Annotated in this window: 15 protein-coding genes; 13 read left to right on the top strand and 2 right to left on the bottom strand. The window is 72.0% G+C overall.

Going from position 1 to position 16,964, the window contains the following annotated elements; translation table 11 throughout:
- Positions 1–37 precede the first annotated feature (37 nt).
- The 13 genes from EOT10_RS13330 to EOT10_RS13270 all read left to right on the top strand — a co-directional run bounded on the left by EOT10_RS13330 (position 38) and on the right by EOT10_RS13270 (position 12,297).
- The gene (locus EOT10_RS13330) at positions 38–1,525 is read left to right on the top strand and encodes an aldehyde dehydrogenase (RefSeq protein WP_127828378.1); all 1,488 of its coding nucleotides are present in this window, start codon (positions 38–40) and stop codon (positions 1,523–1,525) included.
- 37 nt (positions 1,526–1,562) lie between these two features.
- Positions 1,563–2,525 carry a VOC family protein gene (locus EOT10_RS13325; protein ID WP_127828377.1) on the top strand — a complete coding sequence of 321 codons (963 nt, stop codon included), beginning with the start codon at positions 1,563–1,565 and terminating at the stop codon, positions 2,523–2,525.
- Complete coding sequence (locus EOT10_RS13320; RefSeq protein WP_127828376.1) at positions 2,522–3,319, top strand: aspartate dehydrogenase domain-containing protein; 798 nt, start codon at positions 2,522–2,524, stop codon at positions 3,317–3,319. Before EOT10_RS13325 ends, EOT10_RS13320 begins: the two co-directional genes overlap by 4 nt.
- Positions 3,316–4,110: an alpha/beta fold hydrolase gene (locus tag EOT10_RS13315; protein ID WP_127828375.1), complete on the top strand. Its 795-nt coding sequence runs from the start codon at positions 3,316–3,318 to the stop codon at positions 4,108–4,110. Before EOT10_RS13320 ends, EOT10_RS13315 begins: the two co-directional genes overlap by 4 nt.
- Before the next feature lie 11 nt (positions 4,111–4,121).
- Positions 4,122–4,643, top strand: a complete 522-nt coding sequence (locus EOT10_RS13310; RefSeq protein ID WP_127828374.1) for a cupin domain-containing protein — start codon at positions 4,122–4,124, stop codon at positions 4,641–4,643.
- Positions 4,636–5,388, top strand: a complete 753-nt coding sequence (locus EOT10_RS13305; RefSeq protein ID WP_127828373.1) for an SDR family oxidoreductase — start codon at positions 4,636–4,638, stop codon at positions 5,386–5,388. Before EOT10_RS13310 ends, EOT10_RS13305 begins: the two co-directional genes overlap by 8 nt.
- 160 nt (positions 5,389–5,548) lie before the next feature.
- Positions 5,549–6,331 (top strand): SDR family oxidoreductase, encoded by a 783-nt coding sequence (locus tag EOT10_RS13300; RefSeq protein ID WP_127828372.1) that lies wholly within the window; start codon positions 5,549–5,551, stop codon positions 6,329–6,331.
- Positions 6,332–6,341: 10 nt separating this feature from the next.
- Complete coding sequence (locus EOT10_RS13295) at positions 6,342–7,970, top strand: thiamine pyrophosphate-binding protein (protein ID WP_127828371.1); 1,629 nt, start codon at positions 6,342–6,344, stop codon at positions 7,968–7,970.
- A gap of 15 nt (positions 7,971–7,985) precedes the next feature.
- Positions 7,986–8,930: a PDR/VanB family oxidoreductase gene (locus EOT10_RS13290; protein ID WP_127828370.1), complete on the top strand. Its 945-nt coding sequence runs from the start codon at positions 7,986–7,988 to the stop codon at positions 8,928–8,930.
- Positions 8,931–8,951: 21 nt separating this feature from the next.
- Positions 8,952–9,176: a recombinase-like helix-turn-helix domain-containing protein gene (locus tag EOT10_RS13285; protein ID WP_127828369.1), complete on the top strand. Its 225-nt coding sequence runs from the start codon at positions 8,952–8,954 to the stop codon at positions 9,174–9,176.
- 5 nt (positions 9,177–9,181) lie between these two features.
- On the top strand, positions 9,182–10,210 hold the full coding sequence (locus EOT10_RS13280; protein ID WP_127828368.1) for an aromatic ring-hydroxylating oxygenase subunit alpha: 1,029 nt from the start codon (positions 9,182–9,184) through the stop codon (positions 10,208–10,210).
- 136 nt (positions 10,211–10,346) lie between these two features.
- Complete coding sequence (locus EOT10_RS13275; protein ID WP_127828367.1) at positions 10,347–11,018, top strand: FadR/GntR family transcriptional regulator; 672 nt, start codon at positions 10,347–10,349, stop codon at positions 11,016–11,018.
- Positions 11,019–11,217: 199 nt separating this feature from the next.
- Positions 11,218–12,297: a PAC2 family protein gene (locus EOT10_RS13270; protein ID WP_127828366.1), complete on the top strand. Its 1,080-nt coding sequence runs from the start codon at positions 11,218–11,220 to the stop codon at positions 12,295–12,297.
- A gap of 103 nt (positions 12,298–12,400) precedes the next feature.
- Here EOT10_RS13270 and EOT10_RS13265 read toward each other — a convergent pair whose 3' ends face one another.
- Both EOT10_RS13265 and mshC read right to left on the bottom strand, forming a co-directional pair.
- A complete protein-coding gene (locus EOT10_RS13265; protein ID WP_223280960.1) occupies positions 12,401–15,460 on the bottom strand; it encodes an NPCBM/NEW2 domain-containing protein in 3,060 nt (1,019 codons plus the stop codon).
- A gap of 184 nt (positions 15,461–15,644) precedes the next feature.
- Positions 15,645–16,874, bottom strand: a complete 1,230-nt coding sequence (gene mshC, locus EOT10_RS13260; RefSeq protein ID WP_127828365.1) for a cysteine--1-D-myo-inosityl 2-amino-2-deoxy-alpha-D-glucopyranoside ligase — start codon at positions 16,872–16,874, stop codon at positions 15,645–15,647.
- Positions 16,875–16,964: the final 90 nt, after the last annotated feature.

Below are 16,964 nucleotides of genomic sequence, written 5' to 3'. Positions count from 1 at the left end.
TTCGCCCGTAGGCCGTAGACCCCCGGAGGTCCCGCCCGTGCCTCACGACATCCCCACCGACATCCTGATCGCGGGCCAGTGGCGACGCGGTGCGGGCGAGCCCGTCGACACCGTCGACCCGGCGACCGGACAGGTGCTCGCCACCGTCCACTCCGCGTCCGCCGACGAGGTCGACGAGGCCGCGCGGGCCGCCGCACTCGCCGTCGAGGACCCCGCCTGGCGCGAGCTGCTCCCGCACCAGCGCGCCCGGCTCCTGTACCGCATCGCGGAGTTGACGGAGGAGGCCGCCGGCGAGCTCGCCGCGCTCCAGACCGCCGACACCGGCAAGACCCTCACCGAGACGAAGGCCCTCGCGCTCAGCGCGGCCGGCACCTTCCGGTACATGGCGGCGGCCCTGGAGACGGCCGAGGAGACCCTCACCCCGTCCCGCGGCCCGTACGTGACGATGAGCGTGTACGAGCCGATCGGTGTCGTCGGCGCGATCAACCCCTGGAACTCGCCGGTCGCCAGCGACGCGCAGAAGATCGCGCCCGCCCTCGCCGGCGGCAACGCCGTCCTGCTCAAGCCCGCCGCCTGGACCCCCCTGGTGTCCCTCGCGCTGGGCCGTCTGATCCACCGCGCCCTCGGCGAATTCAGCCTGCCCACCGCCCTGTTGTCGGTTCTGCCCGGCAGCGGCCGGGTCGTCGGGGACGCGATCGTGCACCACCCGCTGGTCGCCCGGATCGGCTTCACCGGCGGCACGGAGACCGGCCGGTCCATCGCGAAGGCGGCCGCCTCGAAGCTGATCCCGGCCTCCCTCGAACTCGGCGGCAAGTCGCCGACGATCGTGCGCGCCGACGCGGACATCGAACAGGCCCTGGCCGGCGTGATGTTCGGGATCTTCTCGTCGACCGGTCAGTCCTGCATCGCCGGTTCGCGGCTCTTCGTCGCCCGCGAGATCTACGACAGCTTCGTCGGCGAACTCGTCGAGCGCGTCGGCAAGTTGCGGGTCGGCCCCGGCACCGACCCGGGCACGCAGGTCGGGCCGATGGTCCACCACAAGCACCGGGACTCGGTCGCCGCCTACGTCGACCTGGCCCGCTCCGAGGGCGCCCGGGTGCTGTGCGGCGGCCGGGCGCCCGAGGGGGACGCGTACCAGGACGGCGCCTACTACCTGCCGACCGTCCTCGACGGGCTCCCCAACACCTCGCGGACCTGCCAGGAGGAGATCTTCGGTCCCGTCCTGGTCGCCCTGCCCTACGACGACGAGGACGACCTGGTCCGCCAGGCCAACGACTCCGTCTTCGGCCTCGCCTGCGGCATCTGGACGCGCGACCACCGGGCCGCGTGGCGCCTGGCCCGCCGGATCGAGGCGGGGACGGTCTGGATCAACACGTACAAGCAGTTCAGCGCCTCCACCCCGTTCAGCGGGATGAAGGACAGCGGACTCGGAACGGAGAAGGGGCGCGACGCGATCCGCGCCTACCAGCGCCAGAAGTCCCTGTACTGGGGCACCTCGGACGCGCCCCTCCCCTGGGCCAACTGACCCGCGCCCCCTCGTCCCCCTCGTCTGGAGACACCTCATGCCCCACCCCACGCCAGGACCCGTCGCCCGGCTGCGCTCCCTGCGCTACGTCGAACTGCTCACCCCCGCCTTCACCGAGGCCGCCGACTTCTACGAGGAGGTCTGGGGCCTGAAGACCGTCGAGGCGGAGCGCGGCGCGGCGGCGTGGCTGCGCGGCACCGGCGAGGAGCACCACGTCCTGCACCTCACGCACGCGGAGCGCACCGGCCTCGGCCGGCTCGCGTTCGCCGTGGCCACCCCGGCCGAGGTCGACGAGGCGGCGCGGCGCCTGGAGGCCCGCGGGATCACGCCCGTGTTCGGCCCCGCCCCGCTCGACCAGGTGGGCGGCGGCTACGGCCTGCGCTTCACCGACCCCGAGCACCGGCTCGTCGAGATCAGCGCGCACGTCGAGGCGGTCGCCCCGCGCGGCCGCGACGCCGCCGTCCCGGTCGGGGTCACGCACGCCGTCCTGAACACCATCGACATCGACGCCGCCGTCGCGTTCTACTGCGACGTGCTGGGCCTGCGCGTCTCCGACTGGTCCGAGCACCAGATGGCGTTCCTGCGCTGCAACTCCGACCACCACTGCATCGCGTTCAACCGGGCCGAGTGGACCTCCCTCAACCACGTGGCCTACGAGATGAGTTCGGTCGACCACTTCATGCGCGGCCTCGGCCGGCTCAAGCACCACGGCATCGACCCGCAGTGGGGTCCTGGCCGGCACGGGCCCGGCAACAACACCTTCTCCTACTTCACCGACCCGTCCGGCCTCGTGTGCGAGTACACGTCCGAGGTCGCGCAGATCGTCGAGGACGCGTGGATCGCCAAGGTGTGGCGGCGCGTGCCCGAGCTGTCCGACCTGTGGGGCACGGCGGGTCCGCCGTCGAAGGAGATCCGCTGTCACATGGCCGGCTCCCCCGATCCCGGTCCGCTCGCATCCGCATCCGCATCCGCATCCGCTTCCCTGGAGGTCTCCGCATGAGCACGATTCGCAAGGTGGGCCTCGTCGGCTGGGGCGCGATCGGCCGCGTCGTCGGCACCGCCCTCGCCGAAGGCCAGGTGCCCGGCGCCGAGCTGACCTGCATCATCGACAACCGTCCGCTGGGCGACGCGGCGCCCGCGCCGCAGCTCACCTTCGAGGAGGCCCTGGAGCGCTGCGACCTGATCGTGGAGGCGGCCGGGCAGGGCGTCGTACGGGAATGGGGTGAGCGGGTCCTCGCCTCCGGCACCGACCTGCTCGTCGCGTCGACCGGCGCGCTCACCGACGAGGACCTCGCCAAGCGGCTCCTCGCGGCGGGCCCCGGCCGGGTCTACTTCACCGGCGGCGCGGTCGGCGGCCTCGACCTCCTCCAGGCGGTGCGCTCCTTCGGTCCCCTCGACGAGGTGCGCCTGACCACGACCAAGCTGCCGTCCACCCTCGAACAGCCGTGGATGGACGAGGAGTTGCTGACCCGGCTGCGGACGGCGACCGGTCCCGTCGAGGTCATGTCCGGCACCGCGCGCGACGTCCCCGTGAAGTTCCCCAAGTCGACGAACGTGGCCGCCTCGGTCGCCCTCGCCGTCGGCGACCTGGACGCTGTGCGGGTCCGGGTCGTCGCGGATCCCGGTGCCGCCCACACCCGGCACGTCATCGAGGCGTCCGGCGCGCACGGCGCGTACCGCTTCGACGTCGCGCACCTGCCGGACCCGGGGAACCCCGCCACCAGCCAGGTCGTGCCCTACGCGGTGCTGCGCAGCCTGGCCGCGCTGGCCGGTCGGACGGGGCAGATCCTGTGACGGCCGCCTCCGTCTCGGCGGTCCATGTAGAGGAGGCGGGGTCGGCTGGCCCGCTGCTGCTGTGCCTGCACGGCATCGGCTCCTCGTCGGCGGCGTTCGCCCCGCAGCTCGCCGAGCTGTCCGCGTACGCCCGGGTCGTGGCCTGGGACGCGCCGGGGTACGCCAAGTCGGCGGATCCGGAAGGGCCGTTGGACCTGGACGGGTTCGCCGACGCGGCGGCCGGCGTCATCCGCTCGTACGGCTCCCGCGCCCATGTCCTCGGCGTCTCCTGGGGCGGGGTCATCGCGCTGCGGCTCGCGGCCCGCCACCCGGACCTCGTCGAGTCGCTGATCGTCGCCGACTCCAGCCCCGGCTCCGGCACGGACCCCTCGAAGGCCAAGGGCATGCGGGCACGGGCCACCGAGCTCGCCGAGGTCGGACCGCGCGCCTTCGCCGAGCAGCGCGGGCCCCGGCTCGTCTCCGGCGAGGCGCCCGCGGAACTCGTCGAGCGGGTCATCGAGACCATGGCGTCGTCCGTGCGGCTGCCCGGGTACGGCTACGCCGCCGAGTCGATGGCGTCGGCCGACCTGCGCGACGAACTGCCCGCGATCGCCGCGCCCGCGCTCGTCCTGTGCGGCGACAAGGACCAGGTCACCGGTATCGAGGCCTCCCAGGTCATCGCCGGGGGCCTCCACAAGACCGCCTACGTGATCGTCAAGGACGCCGGTCACCTGGCCAACCAGGAACAGCCCGAGCGGTTCAACGCCTGGGTCCTGTCCCACCTCCGCATCACCGCCCGCATCCCCGAGTAGGAGCTTCCACCATGCCTCTGACCACCACCGAGTACGACAACGGCGGCGACCTCGGCAAGTACACCGACTCGCTCATCGCCACCAAGGAGTCCCGGGTCGCGGACTTCAACACCCTCTCCTTCCAGGAGAAGGCGGGCCCGCAGTACCGCCGCGGCCAGATCCGCTACGTCGGCTCCGGCGCCACCGGCAACCACGAGAGCGACTCGCGGATCCTCCCGTCCGGCGGCTTCACCTTCTCCAACATGCTGCTGCCGCCCGGGGCCGAGGGCCCCGAGCACACGCACCACGACGTCGAAGAGGCCTTCTTCGTCCTGGAGGGCCAGGTCAAGGTGGGTATCCACCGCGGCGCCGACGAGGTCGAGTACCGCACCCTCGGCTACCGCGACATGATCGTCGTGCCGGCCGGTGTGGCCCGCTCGCTGAAGAACGAGGGCGACACCGACGCCCTGTTCTGCGTCGTCATCGGCACGCAGAAGCCGCAGGTTCCGACGTACCCGGAGCACTCGCCGATGCACGGTGTCACCCGTGACTGACCCTTCCGGGGACGCCGGCACCGTCGTCGTCACCGGGGCGGGCCGTGGCCTGGGACTGGCCATGGCCCGCCGGGCCGGCGAGGACGGCTTCCGTGTCGTCGTCGCCGAGCTCGACGAGGAGCGCGGGGCCCGCGCCGCCGAGGAGCTGCGCGGCGAGGGGCTCGACGCCCACTTCGTGCGCTGCGACGTGGCGGACCCCCGCTCGGTCGAGGAACTCGCCGACCGTGTCCGGGAGTTGGGCCCGCTGTACGGCCTGGTCAACAACGCGGCCCTCGCCAACGGCGTCGGCGGCAAGGAGTTCCAGGACATCGACGTCGAGGTGTGGGACCGCCTGATGACGGTCAACGCCCGCAGCCCCTGGCTGGTGTCGAAGGCCCTGTACCCGCTGTTCGGGGCGCCGGGCCGGATCGTCAACATCGCCTCGGACGCGGCGCTCTACGGCTCGCCGCGCCTCGCCCACTACATCGCCTCCAAGGGCGCGGTCATCGCGCTCACCCGGGCGATGGCCAGGGAACTCGGCGACAAGGGCATCACCGTCAACGCGGTCGCCCCCGGCCTCACCGAGGTCGAGGCCACCGAGACGGTCCCCGAGGAACGGCACGCGCTGTACGCCGCGAACCGGGCCATCTCCCGGGCGCAGCAGCCCGACGACCTCGTCGGTCTCGTCGCCTTCCTCCTCGGCGAGGAGTCCCGCTATCTCACCGGACAAGTGATCGCCGTCAACGGCGGCTTCACGATGCACTGACCCCAACTGATTGCTAGGAGAGCAGATTCGTGACTCCTCCCCCTCGCAAGCGAGGCGGCTTCTCACTCGGGATCAAGATCCCTCATGACGGCCAAGCCCTGACCGCTGCCTAGGCAAGGTCGCGGCGTACTACGGCGCTCCGCGCCTTGAAGGAGAAATCATGGATCTGGGCCTCGCCGACCGGACCGTCCTGGTCACCGGCGGCAGCTCGGGCGTCGGCCTGGCCACGGTCCGCGCCCTTCTGGACGAGGGCGCGCGCGTCGCGACCTGCGGCCGTGACGCCGACCGGCTCGCCAAGGCCGCCGCGCGGCTCGGCAGCGACCGGCTCCTGACCGGCGTCTGCGACGTGCGGGACGCCTCCGAGGTACGGGACTTCGTCCGGTACACCGTCGACACGTTCGGCGGCCTCGACGGACTCGTCAACAACGCGGGCCAGTCCCGTATGAAGAGCCTCGACGAGTCGACGGCCGAGGACTGGCGCGACGAGCTGGAGCTGAAGTTCGCCGGCGTCCTCAACCCGCTGCACGCCGCCCGCCCCCACCTGGCCGCCTCGGACGCGGCGTCGATCGTGAACGTCAACGCGGTCCTCGCCAAGCAGCCCGAGACCCGGCTCATCACGACGAGCGCCGCCCGCGCCGGCATCCTCAACCTCTCCAAGTCCCTCGCCACCGAGCTGGCCCCCGAGGGGATCCGCGTCAACTCGGTCTGCCTCGGCCTCGTCGACACCGGCCAGTGGACCCGCCGGCACGCCGCCGCGGGGTCCGGCCTCTCCTACGAGGACTGGCAGGCGGAGCTCGCCGCCGACCGGGGCATCGCGCTCGGGCGCCTCGGCCGCGCAGAGGAGGTCGCGTACGCGATCGTCGCGCTGCTCTCGCCGCGCGCCTCGTACATCACCGGAACCAGCATCGACGTGTGCGGCGGCGTCGGCCGCTCCATCCTCTGAGGAGACCACCATGCGTTACGACACCGGAGGCGATCTCCTCGTCGCCGTCCTGCGGGAACTGGGCATCGACACGGTCTTCGGGATCGTGAGCGTGCACAACCTGCCGCTCGTCGAGGCCGTCGACCGCGAGCTGCGGTTCGTGCCCGTGCGGCACGAGGCCTCGGCCGTCAATGCCGCCGACGCCTACGGCCGGGCCCGCGGCGGCCTCGGCTGCGCGCTCACCTCGACCGGGACCGGCGCGGGCAACGCGGCGGGCTCCCTCATCGAGTCCCTGTCGGCCGGCACGTCCGTCCTGCACATCACCGGGCAGGTCGAGTCGGAGTTCCTGGGCAGCGGCCGCGGTTTCATCCACGAGACCAAGGACCAGCTGGGCATGCTGACGGCCGTCTCCAAGTACGCCGCCTCCGTGCCGTCGGCGGACTCCGCGGGCCGGATCCTGCGCGAGGCGGCTCAGGCCGCGCTCACCGCGCCCGGCGGCCCGGCGAGCGTGGAGTGGCCGGTCGACCTCCAGTACGCGGCCCAGACGGACACGGTGGCGGAGCTCGCGGCCGAGCCCGCCGTGCCCGTGCCCGCTGACGACGAACTCGCCGCCGCCGGTGCCCTGTTGGCCTCGGCCCGGCGGCCGGTGATCTGGGCCGGTGGCGGCGCGAACCGGGCCCGTACCCAGCTCGCGGACCTGCTCGCCGCGACCGGTGCCGCGCTGCTCACGTCGAACTCCGGGCGCGGCGCCGTCCCCGAGGACCACCCGCAGGTCGTCGGCAACTTCGCGACGACGCCCGCCGGCCGGGCCCTGCTCGCCGACGCGGACGTGCTCCTCACGATCGGTACGCACTTCCGGTCCAACGAGACCGCCGACTACGGCCTTAAGTTGCCTGAGGCGCACATCCAGATCGACCTGGACGCGGCCGCGCTCGGCCGTGTGTACCCGGCCCGGCACGCGCTGCACGGCGACGCCGCCGAGGTCATCGAGCGCCTGCTCCCCCACGCGCGCCCCGCCGAGACGGGCTGGACGACCCGTGCCGCCGAGGTCCGCGCCGAGGTGCGCGCCACCCTGCACGACAACATCGGCCCGCAGGCCGCGATCTGTGACGCGATCCGGGCCGCGCTCCCCCGTGAGGCCGTCGTCGCCCGCGACGTCACGATCCCGTCGAGCAGCTGGGGCAACCGCCTCCTCGACATGTACGACCCGCGCGACAACGTCTTCCCGCGCGGCGGCGGCATCGGCCAGGGCCTGGGCATGGGCATCGGCGCGGCGCTCGGCCGGCCCGACGCCCCCACGGTCGTCATCGCGGGCGACGGCGGGCTCGCCGTACACCTGGGCGAACTGCTCACGCTGGCCCAGGAGCGCCCGCGGCTGACCCTCATCGTGTTCAACGACGGCGGCTACGGCGTCCTGCGCAACATGCAGGACGCGCACAGCGACCGCCGCTCCGGAGTCGACCTCGCGACGCCCGACTTCGAACTGCTCGCCCGCGCCTGCGGGTTGCCGTACCTGCGGATCGCGGCCACCGAGCACGCCGAGCCCGTGATCTCCGAGGCCGTCGCCTCGGACGGACCGACGCTCGTCGAGGTCGACCTCGCGGCGCTCGGCCCGATGAAGAACCCGTTCACCCCGCCCGTGAAGATCCCCACCGCGTAGGGAGGCCTTGCAGCCATGACCACCACCGACGAGTCCACTCTGGACCTTCTCGTGCACCGCATGACCTGGGAGGCCGACGGCGTCCTCTCCGTCGAGCTGACCCACCCGGACGGCAAGCCGCTGCCCGCCTGGGAGCCCGGCGCGCACCTCGACGTCCACGTGGGCGGGCAGGTCCGCCAGTACAGCCTGTGCTCCGACCCGCGCACCCCGGAGAAGTACCGCATCGGCGTGCTCAACGAGCCGTCCTCGCGCGGTGGTTCGCGCCACGTGCACACGAAGCTGCGGCCCGGCGGACGGGTCACGGTGTCGGCGCCGCGCAACCACTTCGCGCTGGAGGAGGCCGCGGGTTACGTCTTCGTGGCGGGCGGCATCGGTGTGACGCCGATCCTCGCCATGGCCCGCGAGGCGGCGCGCCGCGGCGCGGAGTGGCGCATGGTGTACGGCGGGCGCAGCCGCGCGTCGATGGCGTTCGTCGACGAGCTGACGGCCCTGGGCGGCGATGTGACCGTCGTCCCGCAGGACGAGCAGGGCCACATCGACCTGGACTCGGCGCTCGCCGGCCTCCCGGAGGGCACGCTCGTCTACTGCTGCGGTCCCGAGCCGCTGCTCGCCGCCGTCGAGGCCCGGTGCCCGGCCGAGCAGCTGCGCCTGGAGCGGTTCGCGGCGCCGGTCGTCGAGCGGTCCGGGGACGACGAGGCGTTCGAGGTCGAGTGCCGCACCTCCGGGCTCACGCTCACCGTGGACGCCGACACGTCGATCCTGGAGGCTGCCGAGGCCGCCGGCATCGACGTGGCAAGCTCCTGCCGGGACGGGATCTGCGGCTCGTGCGAGACGCGGGTGCTCGACGGCACGCCCGACCACCGCGACTTCCTGCTCTCCGAGGCCGAGCGGGCCTCCTGCGCCTCGATGATGATCTGCGTCTCGCGCTGCGCCTCCGGGCGCCTGGCCCTCGACCTGTAAACCCTTTTCCTGGAGGCACGTGTGACCACCACCTGGCCGTACCTGGACGTCCACCAGTCCCGTACGCACGAACCGACCCCCTACGAGTACAAGCTGGCCGCCACCCTGGAAGAGGTCTTCACCAAGGACGGCCACGAACTCGCCGACGTCATCCGCGGGCTGAACGCCCGTCAGGTCCACGCCCCCGACGGCGCCCCGTGGACCGAGGACTCGTTCCGCGCCGAGATGCAGCGACTGGGAGCGTGATCCTGATGACCGCCACGACGACCGCCTCCGCGGCCTCCGCCGCCGACCACATCTACGCGACCGGGATGCGCAACCAGTGGCACCCCGTCGTCCCCTCCTCGTTCGTCGCGCCCGGCGCGATGCGCAAGGTCACCGCGCTCGGCGAGAACTGGCTCCTGTTCCGCCGCTCCGACGGCACCCTGTCCATGCTCGCGGACCGCTGCCCGCACCGCGGCGCGCCCCTGTCGCTCGGCAAGCACCTCGGCGACCGGGTGGCCTGCTGGTACCACGGCGTCGAGGTCGAGGGCGACGGCACCGTCGCCTCCGTGCCCGGTCTGCCCGGCTGCAACCTGGAGGGCAAGAAGCTCGTCAGGTCGCTGCCGGTGCGCGAGGTCAGCGGCGCGATCCTCGCCTACTTCGGCGACGAACAGCACCCGGAACCGGCCGAGTTGACGCTCCCGGAACCGCTGACCGAGCCCGGCACCGAAGCGTTCCTGTGCTACGCGGAGTGGAACGTGCCGTGGCGCTTCGCCGTCGAGAACCTGCTCGACCCGATGCACGGCGCCTTCCTGCACCACGACTCGCACACCATGTACGACGGTGACACCGCCGCCAAGTTCCGGATCCGGGAGACCGAGCGGGGCTACTTCTTCGAGAAGACCGACCAGCGGGGCGTCAACTTCGACTGGGTCGAGCTGTGCCAGACCGGCGTGGACTGGGTCGACCTGTCGATCCCGTACCCGCCGTCGGCCGGTCCCGGCGGGGCGTTCGGGATCGTCGGCATGGTCTGCCCGGTCGACGAGGAGCGCTGCGGCGTCTTCTTCTGGCGCTACCGCCGGGTCGAGGGCTGGCAGCGCGACACCTGGCGCTTCCTCTACAAGACCCTCATCGAGAAGCGCCACTGGGAGGTTCTGGAGCAGGACCGCGTGATGCTGGAGGCCATGCCGGCGGACGCCGACCAGCGCGAGAACCTGTACCAGCACGACCTCGGCGTGGTGCGCCTGCGCCGCCTGTACAAGGCAACCGCTCAGGCCCAGGCGGGCACCGCGAGCTGACGCGCCGGCGCGGTGCCGGGACGAGTACCCCCGCTCCGGCACCGCGCGCGCCCTCCCCACCCCATAATGGGCCGATACATCGGAGGTATCGGCGCTCCAGACCTGGGCGCTCCGACCGAGGACAGGGGAGACCGCCATGGCTGTCACCGACGAGGCCATCGAGAAGATCAAAGGCATGATCGTCTCCGGCGCGCTGCGCCCGGGCGACCGGCTCCCGAAAGAGAGCGAACTGGCCGCCGACCTCGGCCTGTCCCGCAACTCCCTGCGTGAGGCCGTCCGCGCCCTGTCCCTCATCCGCATCCTCGACGTGCGGCAGGGCGACGGTACATACGTCACGAGCCTCGACCCCCAGCTCCTGCTCGAAGCCCTGAGCTTCGTCGTCGACTTCCACCGCGACGACACCGTCCTGGAGTTTCTCGCCGTGCGCCGCATCCTGGAGCCGGCCGCGACCGCGATGGCCGCGACCCGGATCGACGAGGCGCGGCTCGACGCGCTCGCGGCCCAGCTGGACGCGCTCGGCGCCGAGCCCTCGGTGGAGGAACTGGTCGCCTCCGACCTGGAGTTCCACCGCGGCATCGTGCAGAGCTCCGGCAACTCGGTCCTGTGCTCGCTCCTCGACGGTCTGTCAGGGCCGACGACCCGGGCCCGCGTGTGGCGCGGTCTGACCCAGGAGGACGCGGTCAGCCGGACGCTGCACGAGCACCGGGCGATCCTCGCGGCGCTGCGCGACGGTGACGCCGAGGCGGCACGGTCGTGGGCGACGGTGCACATCGCGAGCGTGGAGCAGTGGCTGCGCTCCACCCTTTGACGGCGTTCCACTCTTTGGGGCGGTTCCGCTACCGGCGTGAAGCGGGAGTGCGAGGGCGTATCGCGGGGCAGTGATCCGGTCGGTCCCCGGACATGGGGGCTGCGGATGGCCCGCGCGCACGCCGTAAGGTTGGCTCGTACGCAATGGGGGTCCCCCCAGGCCTTTAAGGCACTGGGGGAACGTCGGAAGGAGGCGCTGGGTGATCGAGCTCGAGGGGGTACCCGAGCTGATCGACCCGGTCATGGTGGCCGCGTTCGAGGGCTGGAACGATGCCGGTGACGCCGCCTCCGCCGCGGTCGCGCATCTGGACAAGGAGTGGAAGGGCGAGGTGTTCGCGGCGCTCGACGCCGAGGACTACTACGACTTCCAGGTCAACCGTCCCACCGTGTGGCTCGACGGCGGAGTCCGCAAGATCACCTGGCCGACGACGCGTCTGTCCGTGGTCAGGGTCGGCGGCGACAAGCCGCGCGACCTGGTCCTGGTCCGGGGCATCGAGCCGTCGATGCGGTGGCGTTCGTTCTGCAACGAGCTGCTCGGGTTCGCGCACGAGCTGGGTGTGGAGCTGGTCGTCATCCTGGGCGCGCTGCTCGGCGACACCCCGCACACGCGGCCCGTGCCGGTCAGCGGCGTCACGTCCGACCCGGATCTGGCGCGCACCATGGACCTGGAGGAGACCAAGTACGAGGGTCCGACGGGCATCGTCGGCATCCTCCAGGAGGCCTGCACGCACGCGGGCGTTCCGGCGGTCTCCCTGTGGGCGGCGGTGCCGCACTACGTGTCGCAGCCGCCGAACCCGAAGGCGACGCTCGCGCTGCTCAACCGCCTGGAGGACCTGATCGACCTGCGCATCCCGCTGGGTGAGCTGGCCGAGGACTCCCGGGCGTGGCAGCTGGGCGTGGACCAGCTGGCGGCGGAGGACAGCGAGGTCGCCGAGTACGTGCAGTCCCTCGAGGAGGCCCGGGACACCGCGGAGCTCCCCGAGGCGTCCGGCGAGGCGATCGCCCGCGAGTTCGAGCGGTATCTGCGGCGCAGGGACGGCGGGCCCTCAGGGGGTCCGGCGGGCCATGCCACGGAGGGCGGCGACACGGCGCCCTACCTGCGGGACACCCCGAGCGAGCGCACCCGTCCGCCGCGTCCGCAGCGCCCCGATCCGGGCGCGGACGCCTCCGGCGGGAGCGGTGACGGGGACGGGACCGAGGGGCCCGGCACGTCTTCCGATACGCCGCCCGACACCTCCGCCGACCCCGGGGACGATTCCTCCGAGGACTCGCAGGAGTAGGACTCGCAGGACTAGGACGCCGGACGACGCCGACGGCCCGGCGGGGGCGGTGCACACGCTGTGTGCACCGCCCTTTCACTGTGCGACCGCGGGTCGCGTGGGGTCAGCCGCAGCTGAACTTCGCGGCCGCCCAGTCCCCGTGGTCACCGGTCTTGGACCCGTTGGTGTCCGTGACCTTCAGGTGCACATGGCGCGCTCCGGTCACGTCCACGTCGACCGGGACGGTGTCCGAGGCGCCCGTGACCTTGGGAGAGGTCCACAGGACCTTCCCGTCGGCCTCGACCGAGAAGGCCACCTCTCCATAGCCCTTGATCTCGTCGTCGATGCCGGCGTCGGCGGTCAGCTTCGAGCACTGCCCGCCGAGGTAGACCTCGATGTCGGAGTCGGCATGGACACCGATGCCCTTCGCGTACGTCTTGCCCGCGAGGGTGAGCGTGTGGCCGTCGGTGGCGCCGGACTCGCCGTTGCTGCGGTCGCGTTCGGCGGGACCGTAGCCGTTGGTGGACTTGAGCCACACGAGGTCGCTCGCCCAGGCGTCGCCCTTCGGCGGCTCGGGCATCACGGCGACCGCGAAGTGCCCCTGGGAGGTGCGGTCCTGGTCCGCGGAACGGTAGCGGGCGCTCGCGGTGAGGGCCTGTTCGCCGGGGGTGGCGTCCTTGGCCGGGGTGAGGCTCAGCTCGACCCGGCGGGTCGTCCCGGCCGGGACCCGGTCGACGGTCGCCGCGGGACCGGCCTGCCAGCCGGCCGGCGCGTCGAGACCGACCTCGACCCCGGTGGCGTCCTCGGTGCCCGCGCTCACGTCGACGGCGACCTTGCCGGCCGCGCCCGCGCCCAGCTCCTGGTCGGCCGGGACGGTGACGGCGGCCTGCGCACCAGGCACGGCTCCGCCGAGGGCGCTGGTGTTCTCCAGGGTGAGGCTGAACTCCCGGTCCGTGGACAGGGGTTGCGTCTTGACCCGCACGACGCCGCCGCGGTCGTCGCGGTCGTAGAACCAGCCCGCGTCGGCCTTGTCGTACGCCGCCTTGGAGTCGAGGCGGTCAAGGGCGGTCCCGCCGAGCGTCACGCGGGAGGGCGCGTCACCGGTGTGCAGGGTGAACGCGTACGGGCGGGACTTCTGCTTGCCCTTGAAGTCGCCCTTGCTCTCGCCGATCTCCACCTTGATGTCGCCGGCCCCGGAGCGCGGCGCGTCGACCACGGCGTGCTGAGTGGCGTACGCGCCGCCGCGGTGCTCGCGGGTCACGCCGTCGTCCTCGTAGAGGTCGAAGGTGGACTTGCCCTGCGGGTAGATGTCCCAGGCGAGCGGCGAGTCGGCGGTGCGGTCCTGGTACGAGCGGATGCCGCCGGGCCACATCGGCACGGCCGCGCCGCCCTTGACGAACAGGGGCAGGGTGTCGAGGGGCGCGCTGTAGCCGTCGACCGTGGTCGGGCCCTGGTAGACGCGGCCGGTCCAGTAGTCGGTCCAGGTGCCCTTGGGCAGGTAGATCCCGTCACGGACGGTGGTGTCCTTGTAGACGGGCGCCACAAGGAAGTCCTCGCCGGTCAGGAACTCGTACTTGGCGGCGTCCGTGGCGGCCTTCGGGTCGTCCGGGTACTCCAGGGCCAGCGGCCGCACCGCGCCGACACCGGTCTTCGTCGCCTCGTGCGCGTACGAGTACAGGTACGGCAGCAGGGACTCGTGCAGCTTGAGGTACTTGCGGTTGACGGACGTGTAGGGCTCGCCCTGGCGGAACGGCTGCTTGTCGGACGCCGCCCAGCCGTCCATCGTCATGGTCATCGGAAGGAGCATCTTCCACTGCAGGTCACGCGCGTACGTCTTGGGGCTGCCGCCGAAGATGCCGTCGACGTCACCGGTCGTGTACGCGAGTCCGGACATCGTCGCGCCGGCGTACGTCGGGATCTGCCAGCGGATGTAGTCCCAGCTGCCGGTCTGGTCACCGGACCACTGGACACCGCAGCGCTGCGCGCCCGCCCAGCTCTCGGGCGCCCACGTCACACCGCGCGCGTCACTGTTGTCCTCGATGCCCTTGTACGCGTCCTTGCAGCCGTCGAGCGCGAACTTGTAGCCCGAGCCGATCCAGGCGACGTCCAGCTTGGCGACGCGCTGCCCAGCCTTGACCTGGTCGGCGATCTTGGCGATGCCGTCCTGGGTCCACAGGCCCAGCTGGGCGCCGCGGTCCTGGAGGCCCTTGCCGGCCTCGGGCAGGTTCTCGTAGCCGCACCCGTAGCCGTCGTTGACGAGCATCCAGCCGAGCGGCATGTCGTGCTGCTTGTACTGGTCGGCGATCTTCAGCGAGTCGAGGGTGTGGCGCTCGCCCCGGTTGGCGTTGTGGAGGTAGCAGTCGGCGTCGCCCGGCTCCAGGCCGTAGACGGGCGGCATGAACGGCTTGCCGGTGAGTTTCGTGTACTGGCCGATGACGTCCTTGGCGCCGGGCCCGGCGAAGTAGTAGGCGTCGAAGCGCTGTTCCTTCGCGGCCGCGGTGACGGGCTCGCCGAAGGTGTACGTGTTCGGGGCGAACGTGTTGCGGAAGACGCCGTAGCCGGCCGAGGAGAGGTAGAACGGCACGGAGTTGGGGTGCCCGCCGTCGTTCCAGTTGTAGTCGACGGAGACCTTCACGGTCTTGTCGCGGTGCGAGGTGTTGCCGCGCCCGTTCTGCATCCCCGCGCCGTAGAACTGCTCGTCGGCGCCGCGCGCGAGGGTCTGCGTGGTGGTGTCGCCGGTCCAGCTCAGCCCCTTGGTCTCGGCCCACACCCGGGTGCCGTCGGACCGGTACAGGGCGAAGCGCAGAGGCGACTTGTAGGCCCGCAACGTGACGTCGTGCGTGCTGAGTTCGTACCGGTCGCCGCGGTCCTTCCAGTGGGTGACCGGCGGCTTGCCGCCCTGCGGCAGCACGATGGCGTCGCCCGCCGGGTCGCTGAACTTCCCGTCGGGAGCGAGTTCGAGCCGGAAGGTCTCATCGGACACGAAGCTGACGCGGGCCTCGGCGGACCCGGCACTGAGGGTGTAGACGGAGCCGTCCGCCTGGAAGTCCGTGACGTCGCCGACGGTGGTGGCCGGGTCGGCGGCGCGGGCGATGCCGGGCCCCACGAAGGCGGCGCACAGCCCGAGCAACGCCCCGGCCGCCAGCGATCTCAGGCGTCGCGATGTGCGTATTGATGATTGCATGGCGCGTTTTTAGCGCAAGAAAGAGCACGACGCCATGGGCAAACCGGTCACAACGAAAAAGGAACCGCCCCCGAACTCGTAGGAGTTCGAGGGCGGTTGAGGTCACAGAGCCGTCGGGCCCATTCAGCCCCTCCGGCGATTGAGGAGCGGGGTCCGGGGCAGAGCCCCGAGACGGTCACCCCACTTACAGGGCCACCCCGAGCAGCGCGTCCACCGCGCGCGAGACGACGCCGGGCGCCCCCTCGTCCGTACCCCCGTCGGCGACCTGCGTCGCCACCCAGCGGTCGACCGCGGCGAGAGCCGCAGGCGCGTCCAGATCGTTGGACAGGGCCTCGCGGATCTCCTCGACCAGGCCCTCCGCAGGAACCCCGTCCGGCCGCGACACCGCCGCACGCCACCGCTCGAGCCGCGCCACGGCCTCGCTCAGGACGTCGTCGGTCCACTCCCAGTCGGAGCGGTAGTGGTGCGCGAGGAGCGCGAGCCGGATCGCGGCCGGGTCGACCCCGTCGCGCCGCAGCTTCGAGACGAAGACGAGGTTGCCCTTGGACTTGGACATCTTCTCGCCGTCGAGCGCGACCATGCCGGCGTGCACGTACGCCTTGGCCATCGGGAACTCGCCGGTGAGGACCTGCGCGTGCGAGGCGCCCATCTCGTGGTGCGGGAAGGCCAGGTCGGACCCGCCGCCCTGCACGTCGAAGCCCATGCCCAGGTGGTCGAGGGCGATGGCGACGCATTCGATGTGCCAGCCGGGCCGGCCGCGGCCCAGCGAGCCGCCGTCCCAGCTCGGCTCGCCCTCGCGGGCGGCCATCCACAGCATCGGGTCGAGCGGGTTCTTCTTGCCCGGACGGTCCGGGTCGCCGCCCCGCTCGGCGGACAGGAGCCGCATCGCGGCCGCGTCCAGGCGGGAGACCTGGCCGAAGTGGGGGTCTGCCTCGACGGAGAAGTAGACGTCGCCCTCGAGTTCGTAGGCGGCGCCCATGTCACGGAGCCGTTCGACGAGCGGCACAATGCCGGGTATCGCCTCGACGGCTCCTATGTAGTGCTGCGGCGGCAGCATCCGCAGCGCGGTCATGTCCTCGCGGAAGAGGGCGGTCTCGCGCTCCGCGAGCCCGGTCCAGTCGAGGCCGTCACGGATCGCGCGCTCGAGCAGCGGATCGTCGACGTCCGTCACGTTCTGGACATAGTGAACCTGCCGCTTGGTGTCGAGCCACACGCGCTGCACGAGGTCGAACGCGTTGTAGGTCGCCGCGTGACCCATATGGGTCGCGTCGTACGGGGTGATCCCGCAGACGTAGATACGGGCGACGGGACCGGGCTCGAGGGTGACGAGGCCATCGGTCGCGGTGTCGTGGATCCTCAGGTCGCGGCCCTTACCAGGAAGGGCGGGGACCTCAGAAGCGGGCCAGGCATGCATGCCATGAGCCTAACCGGACGGAGGTTCCGGATACGAACCGGACTGGGTGGGATGGCCGGGAAGGCCCTCTTGCGCTCCACCCCGCCCTCA

Source organism: Streptomyces antnestii, assembly GCF_004005495.1.
Classification (GTDB): Bacteria; Actinomycetota; Actinomycetes; order Streptomycetales; family Streptomycetaceae; genus Streptomyces; species Streptomyces antnestii.
Note: the sequence above shows the minus strand (reverse complement) of the source record. Positions and strands in the feature narration are given on the sequence as shown.